At 69.5% G+C, this 10,884-nt stretch carries 11 protein-coding genes; 9 read left to right on the top strand and 2 right to left on the bottom strand.

Going from position 1 to position 10,884, the window contains the following annotated elements; translation table 11 throughout:
• Positions 1–13: 13 nt before the first annotated feature.
• From AC07CM_RS46870 to AC07CM_RS46855, 4 genes are all read left to right on the top strand, one after another.
• Positions 14–316, top strand: a complete 303-nt coding sequence (locus AC07CM_RS46870) for a hypothetical protein (protein ID WP_478882693.1) — start codon at positions 14–16, stop codon at positions 314–316.
• A gap of 23 nt (positions 317–339) precedes the next feature.
• The gene (locus AC07CM_RS46865; protein ID WP_478882692.1) at positions 340–1,218 is read left to right on the top strand and encodes a proline iminopeptidase-family hydrolase; all 879 of its coding nucleotides are present in this window, start codon (positions 340–342) and stop codon (positions 1,216–1,218) included.
• Positions 1,219–1,237: 19 nt separating this feature from the next.
• Positions 1,238–2,866 (top strand): amino acid adenylation domain-containing protein, encoded by a 1,629-nt coding sequence (locus AC07CM_RS46860; RefSeq protein WP_478882691.1) that lies wholly within the window; start codon positions 1,238–1,240, stop codon positions 2,864–2,866.
• A gap of 259 nt (positions 2,867–3,125) precedes the next feature.
• Positions 3,126–3,863 carry a hypothetical protein gene (locus AC07CM_RS46855; RefSeq protein ID WP_478882690.1) on the top strand — a complete coding sequence of 246 codons (738 nt, stop codon included), beginning with the start codon at positions 3,126–3,128 and terminating at the stop codon, positions 3,861–3,863.
• A 113-nt stretch (positions 3,864–3,976) separates the two neighbouring features.
• On the opposite strand, the gene AC07CM_RS46850 is transcribed toward AC07CM_RS46855, so the two are convergent.
• Positions 3,977–4,177, bottom strand: a complete 201-nt coding sequence (locus tag AC07CM_RS46850) for an Imm32 family immunity protein (RefSeq protein ID WP_478882689.1) — start codon at positions 4,175–4,177, stop codon at positions 3,977–3,979.
• Positions 4,178–4,668: 491 nt separating this feature from the next.
• On the opposite strand from AC07CM_RS46850, the gene AC07CM_RS46845 reads away from it, so the two are divergent.
• A complete protein-coding gene (locus AC07CM_RS46845) occupies positions 4,669–5,568 on the top strand; it encodes a phosphorothioated DNA-binding restriction endonuclease (protein ID WP_478882688.1) in 900 nt (299 codons plus the stop codon).
• Positions 5,569–5,621: 53 nt separating this feature from the next.
• Here the strand turns inward: AC07CM_RS46845 and AC07CM_RS46840 are convergent, their stop codons facing one another.
• Positions 5,622–5,807, bottom strand: coding sequence for a hypothetical protein (locus AC07CM_RS46840; RefSeq protein WP_478882687.1), 186 nt, complete (start codon positions 5,805–5,807; stop codon positions 5,622–5,624).
• 317 nt (positions 5,808–6,124) lie between these two features.
• Here AC07CM_RS46840 and AC07CM_RS46835 point away from each other — a divergent pair, with 317 nt between their 5' ends.
• The 4 genes from AC07CM_RS46835 to AC07CM_RS46820 all read left to right on the top strand — a co-directional run bounded on the left by AC07CM_RS46835 (position 6,125) and on the right by AC07CM_RS46820 (position 10,581).
• Positions 6,125–6,583 (top strand): YbhB/YbcL family Raf kinase inhibitor-like protein, encoded by a 459-nt coding sequence (locus AC07CM_RS46835; protein ID WP_478882686.1) that lies wholly within the window; start codon positions 6,125–6,127, stop codon positions 6,581–6,583.
• Positions 6,580–8,745, top strand: coding sequence for an FUSC family protein (locus tag AC07CM_RS46830; RefSeq protein WP_478882685.1), 2,166 nt, complete (start codon positions 6,580–6,582; stop codon positions 8,743–8,745). Before AC07CM_RS46835 ends, AC07CM_RS46830 begins: the two co-directional genes overlap by 4 nt.
• 203 nt (positions 8,746–8,948) lie before the next feature.
• Positions 8,949–9,557, top strand: coding sequence for a hypothetical protein (locus AC07CM_RS46825; protein WP_478882684.1), 609 nt, complete (start codon positions 8,949–8,951; stop codon positions 9,555–9,557).
• A 61-nt stretch (positions 9,558–9,618) separates the two neighbouring features.
• Positions 9,619–10,581 (top strand): DUF6348 family protein, encoded by a 963-nt coding sequence (locus tag AC07CM_RS46820; protein ID WP_478882683.1) that lies wholly within the window; start codon positions 9,619–9,621, stop codon positions 10,579–10,581.
• Positions 10,582–10,884: the final 303 nt, after the last annotated feature.

Below are 10,884 nucleotides of genomic sequence, written 5' to 3'. Positions count from 1 at the left end.
AACGGGAGCTGGAATGAGCGCTGACGGCAGCTGGGAGTTCACGATCGACAGCCCCATCGGCAAGCAGAGCCTGTGGGTGGACATGAAGGCGGAGGAGGGCAAGCTGGTCGGCACCTGCCGGGCCAACGGTCAGGTCATCGACCCCAACATCATCGACGGCAAGATCGACGGCGACCTGCTGTCCTTCAAGGTGAAGTCGCTCAAGCCGGTTCCGCTGAAGATGACGCTGACCCTGACGCGCAACGGCGACACCATGACCGGCAAGGCGAAGCCCGGCATGTTCGGCACGTTCCCGGTCACCGGTAAGCGGGTCTAGTGTTCCGCCCCACTGCCAAAGGCGTGGCGCCGTTCGGTGCATACAAGACGTGGTACCGGGTCACCGGCGACCTGTCGCCGCACCGGACGGCGCTCGTGGTGGCACACGGCGGACCCGGCAGCACACACGACTATCTGGTGAGCCTGGCCGCCCTGTCCGAACTGGGCGTCCCGGTCGTGCACTACGACCAGATCGGCAACGGCGGTTCCAGCCATCTGCCGGACGCACCCGCCGACTTCTGGACCGTCGATCTGTTCCTCGCCGAGCTGGACAACCTGGTGCGTCACCTCGGCATCGCCGACAACTACCTGCTCTTCGGGCACTCGTGGGGCGGCCTGCTCGTGGCCAAGCACGCCTCGACCGCCCCCGCCGGGCTGCGGGGCCTGGTCATCGCCGACGCCCCCGCGTCGTACCCGCTGTGGCTGCGGCAGATGGACGTCCTGCGCGCCGCGCTGCCCGCCGGCGTCAACGAGACCCTGCTGCGCCACGAGGCCGCCGGAACGACCGACAGCGACGAGTACCACGCGGCCACCCGTGTCTTCTACGACCGGCACATGTGCCGCCTCGACCCGTGGCCCCGCGAATACCAGGCGTCGTTCTTCGAGATGTACAACGACCCGACCGTCTACTACACCATGAACGGCCCGAGCGAATTCCATGTGATCGGCTCCCTGCGCGAATGGGGAGTGACGGACTGCGTCTCCGGCATCACGGTGCCGACGCTGCTGATTTCCGGTCGCCATGACGAGGCCACGCCGGAGACGGTGCGGCCCTATGCGGAGCTGATTCCGGACGTGCGCTGGGAGATCTTCGAGAACTCAAGTCACGTGCCGCATCTCGAGGAGCCGGAGCGGTTCCGTGACGTTCTGACCGAGTATGTGAAGGCCGTGGCCTTCGGCTAGGAAGCAGAAGGACGAGAGCATGGCCGATGAGCGGTTCGCCCCCCGATTCCCCGCCGACACGCTCGACGCGTTCGCGCTGACGCCGGCGTCCCGGACCCCGGACAAGCCCGCTGTGGTGGAGTGCGGCGCGTCCGGGGTCGTCACGTCGGTGTCGTACCGCGAACTCGCGCAGCGCGTCGAGGAGTACGCCAAGCAGCTGACCGCGGCCGGCGTGCGGATCGGCGACCGTGTGGTGGTCGCGTCCCACACCTCGGCGTCGGCGGTCGCGGTCCTGCTCGCCTGCTCGCGCGTAGGGGCCGTGTTCATCCCCGTGGATCCCGACATCCCGGCACTGCGGCTCGACTCCATCGTCGAGACGACCGGGCCCGCGCTCATCCTGCGCCACGCGGGCGCCCCCGCCCGTACGCCAGGTGACAACGCACCGCTCGGCACGTTCGACGCTGACGGCGGCATCACCTTCGACGGGGGGACGCCGACCCGACGGCCCCAGCGCCGCAGTGTGGTGGGTGGCGACCCCGCCTACATCATCTTCACCTCGGGCACCACCGGCCGCCCCAAGGGCGTGGTGATGAGCCACCACGCGGCGCTGGCCTTCTACCGCGGCACCCAGCGCTTCGGAGCGGTGTCGCCCGACGACCGGGTGGCGAGTACCTCCCCGCTGGCATTCGACGTGGCGCTCTTCGACATCTGCGTGAGCCTGGGCACGGGCGCCACCCTGATCGCCGTCCCCCGCGCATGCCTCAGCTTCCCCCGCCGCCTGCTCGGCTACCTCAAGGAGGCGGAGGCCACCGTCGTGCACGGTGTCCCGTCGCTGTGGCGGCCGCTGCTGCGGCACGAACCCGACGGCGTCGCAGCCCTCGGCGAGCACCTGGGCGGCATCCTGTTCGCCGGCGAGAACTTTCCCCTCGCCGAACTGCGCCATCTGCGGACCCTGTTGCCCAGCCTGCGGGTCGTCAACGCATTCGGCGCCACCGAGACCGTGGCCTGCTCGTTCTCCGAGGTGCCCAACCCCCTGCCCGAGAACGCCGAGGCCCTGTCCATCGGCAACGGCTACCCCGGCGCCGAAATCCTGCTCCTCGACGAAGAGGGCCAACCGGTCGACGAGCCGGGAGCGGCGGGGGAGATGTACATCCGGTGCCCGTCCCTCTTCTCCGGTTACTGGGACGACCCGGAGGCCACCCGACGCGTACTGGTCCCGGACCCGCTCGAACCGCGCTCCGGACAACTGGTCTACCGCTCGGGCGACTTGGCGTACCGCGATCCCTCGGGCGAGCTGTACTTCTGCGGCCGGGCCGACTCCATGGTGAAGATACGCGGCAACCGGATCGAACTGGGCGAGGTCGAACGCCGGTTGGCCGAGCACCCCGGCGTGACCTCCGCACTGGTCCTGGCCCTCGACGGGCCCGACGGCGAAGCGGCCCTCACGGCCTTCGTCGTGGCATCCGGCACCGGAGCGACCCCCGCGGAGCTGGCCGAGCTGTGCCGGCGGTCCATGCCCGCGTACATGATCCCCAAGAGGTTCCTCTTCCTCGACGAACTGCCTCTGAACGCCAACGGCAAGGCCGACCGCACGGCACTCACGGCGCTGGCCACTGCCGACGCCGGCGGACGTGCGAGCGACAAGGCCGCCGAAGGGGTCGAAAGCTGACCTGCACGGGCCGGCCGCCGGGGCCGCGAGATGTCGTTCCCGTAACCGGACCGCAGGGGGCGCGGTCCCGGCCTGTGCCGACGTAGTAGCGGGCGGCCCCCGCCACGGCCCCCGCAGCGTATCTGGGTGAGTTCCATTCCTCGGCCGACGAGCGCGTCAACCACTGACTCCACCGGTCAGGGGACGTGCAGCCGCGGCCGATCGGGCTGGAATGAATGCACGAAGTTCGACCCCCTCACCTAGATCTGCGAGGTTTCTCATGATCAACGCACGACGTCACATAGCCCGCATCGCAGGGATCTCCTGCATCGCCGCTCTGGCCGCCGGCACCGCCGGTGTGGCCAGTGCCGAGGCCGCTCCCATGCTGCATCACGCGGCCGCGCAATCGTCCAGCTACCACCAGCACCACCAGGACAACATGAAGGGCGGCAACACTCAGGGCGGTACGCAGGGCAACGGCCGCGGCAACACTCAGGGCGGTACGCAGGGCAACGGCCGCGGCAACACTCAGGGCGGTACCCAGGGCAACGGCAATGGCAACACTCAGGGTGGCACTCAGGGCAATGGCCGCGGCAACACCCAGGGTGGCACTCAGGGTGGTGGCAACGGCAACACCCAGGGTGGCACTCAGGGCAATGGCCGCGGGAACACCCAGGGCGGTACCCAGGGTGGTGGCAACGGCAACACCCAGGGTGGCACTCAGGGTGGCGGCAATGGCAACACTCAGGGTGGCACTCAGGGCAATGGCCGCGGCAACACCCAGGGTGGAACCCAGGGTGGTGGCAATGGGAACACCCAGGGTGGAACCCAGGGTGGTGGCAATGGGAACACCCAGGGTGGAACCCAGGGTGGTGGCAATGGGAACACCCAGGGTGGAACCCAGGGTGGCGGCAATGGCAACACCCAGGGTGGCACTCAGGGTGGCGGCAATGGCAACACCCAGGGCGGAACCCAGGGAGGTAACGGCAACACCCAGGGTGGTACCCAGGGCGGCTGATGGTTGATGAATCCGGCACCTCGCGGACCCTCCGCGAGGTGCCGGATCCGCCAGAGTCCGGAAGAGGGCGTATCAGCGCTCCAGCACCCGCTTGCAACCGCAAGGGCAGTCGTTCACCGGGTCGGCATAGCCCCGTGAGCACTGTTCAACACCATGGCCAGTGATCCAGAGGCAAGGTAGTGGTGACCTGGGTGGTACTCGATGTGCAGGTGACCGCCGGCATCCATCTCCGCTACCGACCGCACTTCGTCAGCAAGTGAGTTCAAGCCCATTCGGTCGCCCTCGAAAAGCAGAGCATTGTGTTCCGAGTCCACTCGACACGGACACCCGAGCCACTGCGGCCCAGTACCTCGACTGACATCAGTTCAGTGCCACCGAAGCTCGGTTCAACTGAGGATGTCGTTTTTGCGATGTTCATTTCCATGCTGAGAGCGAGGGCCAAGCCGACGAGGTCCGTCGCGTTGCCCGAGAGATCGACCCAGCCTTCGTCGGGGAAGAACAACACCCTCATCCGTGCACAACCCCTTCGGCTCCACACTGCAGGACTCCACGACCAATGCGGTTGCCCCTGGTCAACCGGCTCCCGCGTTCAGGGCGAGCGCGTTACGGACGATACTCACCGCTTGACGAAACCCATAGGGGCAGGGCACCCCCGCCGCCCGCGAGGTCTTCACCGACTGGGACAACCAGGTCCGCGGCAAAGACCTTCCAGTACCCGCAAGTCGGCAGGCCGCGGACACCGAGCCACGACCGTCCGAGCAACGATGGTGACCATGAAGGCCGGTTGTCACTATGATCACCGGCCATGGACTGGCTGGCACGCGCCGCGAAGCTGAGGCAGTGGACCAGGAACGGGACCCGTGCCCCGCACAAGCCACTGTTGTTCCTGTACGCCCTCGGTCGGTTTCAGGAAGACGCGGAGAGCGACCTGCGGTACAGCGCTGTGGAACAGGACCTGCAACGGTTGCTGGCCGAGTACGGCCCACCGAACAGGACGACGCCCGCCTACCCCTTCCACCACCTGGCCGGCGACGGTGTATGGGAAGTGCGCACCGATCGCGGGTACGGCAGCCCCGGGAGCGGCGTTCGGGATCTCAGGGACACGGGTGCCACCGGGCGGCTCGCGCCGGATCTGAGGGCAGCCCTGCGAAGCGAGCCGGAACTGCTCGGCAAACTGGCCCGGTTGCTGCTCGATCTGCACTTCCCGCCTTCCCTGCACAGCGAACTGTGCGAGGCCGTGGGTCTGGAACCGGAGCCGGCGCACACCGAGCGGGTCTCGGTCACGCGCAGGCAGCGAGACCGGCGGATGCGGGAGCTGGTACTGACCGCCTACGAGTACCGGTGCGCCTTCTGCGGTTACGACGGCAGAATCGGCGCGGTGCCGGTGGGGCTGGAGGCCGCCCATGTGCGCTGGTGGGCGTTCGGCGGCCCGGACGACATCGACAACGGGCTGTGCCTGTGCTCACTGCATCACAAACTCTTCGACAAGGGCGCCCTCGGTGTCGGCGACGGCCGGCGAATCCTCGTCTCGCAGCGCTTCGTGGGCCACAGCCCCGCCGCCCGCGAGCACGTCGTAGCGCTCGCGGGCCGTCCGCTCATCGGCCCGCAGCCAGGCGCATGGCCAGTGTCGGCAGACCACCGTGACTGGCACCTGCGTCAGGTCTTCCATGGCACTTCACGCCCTGCCCTGCTGCCTGAAGGCTAGGGCAGGGCAGGGCAGGGCAGGGCAGGCGTCTGTCTCCGGACCGGAAGCTGCTGTCAGCCGATGCTCCGGGCGGCGTGCCCGGCACGCTCCATGAGTACGGCCACCTGCTTCTCCGCCGACGCCCGGACGAGGTATTCCCCGAAAAACTGTCCGTTGGGGCTGTAGACCTCGAACCGGTCCGCTATCTGATGAATCCTGAAACCGTCTCGGCGAGGGGCGGAAGCGTACTGAGCCTTCATGATTTCTGATCCTTCTCGAAAACCGTGGGGGCTTTTGAGGAGCCCGTCGATGGAACTGCTCAACAGTCTGGACATCTGACCGTGCCCGTCTGATCAGCCGACCGGTGGACCGTGTGGTGGGCCCGGCTGTAGGCGCAGGGGTGGAGGCCGTACGGAGAGGGGCCGTACGAGCAGGGCCGTACTGAGTGGGAGGGCCGCAGCCCGGTCCGGAGCCGTGCGATGAAGAACGAGGCTGTCGCAGCGACGCCCCCGGTACCGGTGAGCCGGGCGGAGTGCCGTGGCAGGCCCGGTTGCCCGGTCTGGGAGACGATAACGGTATGAAGATCGAGAGTCCGTCCTTCCAGGACGGGGAATTCATCCCGGTCGAGCACTCGGCCGACGGCGACGAGGTGCCGGTGCCGCTCGAATTCGACGCGGTGCCCGCTGACACGGTCAGCCTGGCCTTGGTGGTGCATGACCCGGACGTGCCGCGGGAACTGCGGCCGGACGGGAATTTCGACCACTGGGTCGTGTGGAACATTCCGGCCGGGCAACGGCGGATGTTCCCGGATGACGTTCAGGTCGGAGTGGTGGGCACCAGCACCCGAGGCTCCCGCGCCTGGATCGGACCGGCGCCCCCGCCCGGCGACAGGGCACACCGGTACTTCTTCACGCTCTACGCCCTGGACACGGCCCTCGACCTTCCCGGGTCGGCCGGCCGCGGGGAGCTGGAAGCCGCGATGGACGGCCATGTGCTGGACACGGCGGTACTGATGGGCCGCTTCCAGCGCGCGTGACGCGGCACCTTGCCAGCAGGCGTACGGCCGGGCTGTTCACCCCCGCACCGGGCACCCGGCCGGCCGTCCTGGCCGGCCTCGGCAACGGAGTCGCGATCAGTGCGCCGCTGCTGCTCGGCATCGCCGTGGGAGACCCGCAGGCGGCGGCCTGGGCGACGCTGGGCGCCTATGTGGCGGCGTTCACCAACAAAGGCGGCGCCCGCAGACCGCGCACCCGCGGACTGCTGGTCGCCGCCCTGGTGAACGCCGCCATGTTCTGGATCGGTGCGCGGGCGGCCGCGCTGCTCCCCCTGACGCTGACAGCGCTCGCCGTCCTCGTCTTCCTCTCCGCGATGGGCTCGACCATCCACCCCACGCTGGAACGGCTCGGCACGATGCCGGCCACCGCGCTGCTCGTCGCCGCCGGAGCGGCCGGCACCGCCCAAGCCCAGGCGCAGACGCAGACGCAGCACGAGGCCCTGCTGGTGCTGGCCGGGGGCCTGTGGTACGCCACTGCCACCGCCGTACTGACGCCCGCCCCACGCCTCCGCAACGTCCTCCAAACCCTCGCGCAGCCCTACCGCGCCATCGGCCGCACCCTGAGCGGCCTCGCCGGCCCCCCGGCCCCGCGCAGCGCCCCGGCGCACACGGCGGACGCGCTGCACAGGGCCGAGGAGGCCACCCGCGCACTACGCGGCCCCCGCGGGGATGAGCACCTCGCCGACCTGACCGACCCGCTCGTGCGCCACGCCGCCGCCCTGGCCGACCTCACCGCCGCCCTGGGCGCGGCCGGCCGACCACCCGCTGCCGTCGCCACCCCCTACACCGCCGTCGCCGCCCAGGCCGGGCAACAGCTCTCCCGGCTCGCCGACCACCTCACCCGCCGTCGGCCGGCCACCACCCCCGACACCGCGCCGGAGTCCTCCATGGCCCTCCTGGAGGCCGCCTGCGACCGGATGCGCGCCCAGAGCGCCGCCGGCGCCGAGACCTACAGCGACACCGCACGCGCCGGCCGACAGCGCCGCCTGCTGACCCGTATCAACGCCACCGTCACCACTGCCGGGACCGACGCCCGCCGCCTCGCCCTGCTCGCGCAGACCCCGCTGTCCACGCCCCCCACCCCGGTGGCACGCCTCACGGCGGCCCGCCTGCGCGGCGCCATGACCCTGACCTCGAGCACCTTCCGCCACGCCCTGCGCGCCACCACGGTGAGCACCGCGGTCTTCGCACTGGGCCAGGTCGCCGCGCTGTCGCACGGCGAGTGGGCGACCCTGGCCGTGCTGCGGGTGCTGCGCCCCCAGTACGCCGCCACCCGCGAACGCGTCGCCCAGCGGGTGGTCGGCAACGTCGTCGGCGGCACGTGCGCCGCCCTGCTCATTGCGGCCGTGCACGCCCCGGCCGCCATCTGCCTCATCCTGTTCGTGATCATCACCGCGGGCTTCACCCTGCGGCCGGTCAACTACGCCTTCTGGGTCACCTTCGGCACCCCCGTCGTGCTGCTGATCGGCGACGTCTCCCACCCCGGCGACTGGCACGACGCCCTCGTCCGCATCGCCATGACCCTCGTCGGCACGACCGCGGCCCTGCTCGGCAGCCGCCTGCTGTGGCCCAGCTGGGAACATCCCCGCCTGGCCGCCGAGACGAACCAAGCCCGCCAGGCCACCGCCGCCTACCTGGACACCGCCCTGCGCTCCCTCACCCACCCCGGCCCCGAGCTGGAGCTGCAGGGCACCCGCACCACGGCTGAAAAAGCCGTCGGCAAAGCCCAGACCACAGCCCACCACGCCCACCGCGAACCCGGCCACGACAGGGCCGCGGTCGACCAGGAGGCCGCCGCGGTCGAGGCTCTGAACACGCTCGTCGCGCTGATCGCCGCCCTGTTGACGCACCGCACCGCACGCACAGCGCACATCCCCGCGCTCGCCCTCTACACCGACCACGCAGCACCGGCACTCGCCCCGCCGCACGGCGGGGACACCACCTTGCACACCGACGCCCTCAGCCAGGCCCTCGATGAGATGTCCCTCTACCTCGAAGATCTGCACAACAGGCGCCACCACGAACTGACCACCGGGCGCACCAGCGACACCCCGACCCGTGTCCTGATCCGCGAGACGGCACCCGTCATCGAACTCCTCACCACGATCGCCGCCACCCTCCACAGGGCCCGCCCGACCCCCTGACCAGGGCAGCGTCCCGACTCCGGGCGGGGCCTTTCCCTGGCCTTCCCTTTCCTGGTGGAGGGGTGTGTCAGCCGCTTGGTCCGCTGGTCGGGGGACGTACAGCGGGGGCCTGGCGGGCTGAAATGGATTTACCGAAAGGGGATCCACCCCACCAGGAACTACCTAGAACTACGAGGTTTCTCATGATCAACGCTCGACGTCACATGGCCCGCATCGCAGGCATCTCCTGCATCGCCGCTCTGGCCGCAGGAACCATCGGTGTGGCCAGCGCCGAGGCTGCTCCCATGATGAAGCACCACCCGGCCGCGCACTCCACCAGCGCGCACCACCAGAACCACCACCAGCAGCACCACAGCAACAACAGCAACAGCAAGAACAGCAGCAAGAGCAACTCGTCGAAGAACACCGCCATGCCCAAGGGCGGCAACACCCAGGGCGGCACGCAGGGCGGCGGCAACGGGAACACCCAGGGCGGCACGCAGGGTGGCGGCAGCGGGAACACCCAGGGTGGGACCCAGGGTGGCGGCAGCGGGAACACCCAGGGCGGCACGCAGGGCGGGGGCAGCGGGAACACCCAGGGTGGGACCCAGGGTGGCGGCAGCGGGAACACCCAGGGTGGGACCCAGGGTGGCGGCAGCGGCAACACCCAGGGCGGGACCCAGGGTGGCGGCAGCGGCAACACCCAGGGCGGGACCCAGGGCGGGGGCAGCGGCAACACCCAGGGCGGGACCCAGGGCGGCGGCAGCGGCAACACCCAGGGTGGCACCCAGGGTGGCGGCAGCGGGAACACCCAGGGTGGCACCCAGGGCTGATAGTTGATGGGCCGGCACCTCGCGGAGGCAACCTCCGCGAGGTGCCGTGTCTTTTGCTTTCATGCCCGACACTGCCACTCAGTGGGGCGCCGGTGTTTCCTATGCTCTGAAGGTCGTGGTTGGCCGACTGGCCGACGACCCGGCCATGGGCTGGCCCTCGGGACTGCCCGGCATCCTCCCCCTGACGAACGACGGCGGCGAGATCCGGTACGGCATCTGCCCATGGTTGCGGCTCAGTAAGATCCACGGCATGCCTTGGATACGACGGCGTGCGCGCGAAGTCCAGCCGCATGAGGAGCGCCTGCCCGACCTTGAGTTCCTCGCCCTCGTGAAAGAGAGCCTCGAGGAGTACGCGCCCGGTGTGACGCGAGGCGCCACACTCAAGGGCAATTCGCTGAGTAGCCCGCGCGGATGGGCAGTGGGCGTGGCTCCTCCCGGCCATGGGGGCGGACGCCATTACGACCTCGTCGCGCTGCCGGACGTGAGTATCCAGCCGGATGTGCCTTGCTTCATGGACTGCGTCGTGGCCATGTCCGGCGATCCCCGCAGGGCGGCCGATGCGTGGGTGCAGACGGCAGGCGCGTGCATGCTTGAACTCCTCGACCCACGCGGGCGCTTCGCGGACCACACTGACCCCGATCACGAGCGCGGCGTTCCCAGCTGGCACTCGATCACCTCCGGCGCAGTCGGCTTCGGGCTCGACGCCGCCGAGAACCAGCGCCTGCAGACTGTGCTACTCGACGCGAACGTGCTGCACCGCGTCGCTGATACCTTCACCGCGGATCTGGAATCGCCGTTTTTCAACGGGGTCAAAGTCTTCTACGGCGGGCGACCCGGCGCGATGCAGGTTGAGATCCGGGTCAATGGGGAGCGCCACGAAACTGCGTCGGCGGCGATGGCGAGACTGAACCTCCCAGAGCCGAGTGTGTTCACGGCTGTTCGCTACTACGCACTGTTGCTTCCGGTGCCGGCTGACGGCGGGGGGCCGAGCTCCCCTCCTCGGGCCGCCTCGGCGCCGCGATGACCGAGCCCCTGACAGGTCCAGTCCGCAGTCGATGCGTCGGGCGATATCGACTGGCCCGCCAACGTCGACTCCGGCGTGGTGCGAGCCGGAGTTCCGAGCCTAGGCCACTCGCTACGACAAGCGCGGATCCGTCTTCCTGGGAACCGTCACCGCCGCGGCTGCCCTCCTCGTATGGCTCCGCTCGTAACCGACGAACGGTACCTAGATGCAATGCCGTTGTTTTAGGCCTCGGACGTGGGTTCCTGGGTAGTGGTCCCGGGGGGTGGTTCGGGTGTCTGCGTGCGTGTCTGAGTTATCGGGCCT

This window comes from Streptomyces sp. NPDC044061, from assembly GCF_056434305.1.
The sequence above is the reverse complement of the archived record's forward strand: the minus strand, read 5'-3'. Positions and strand labels throughout refer to the sequence as shown.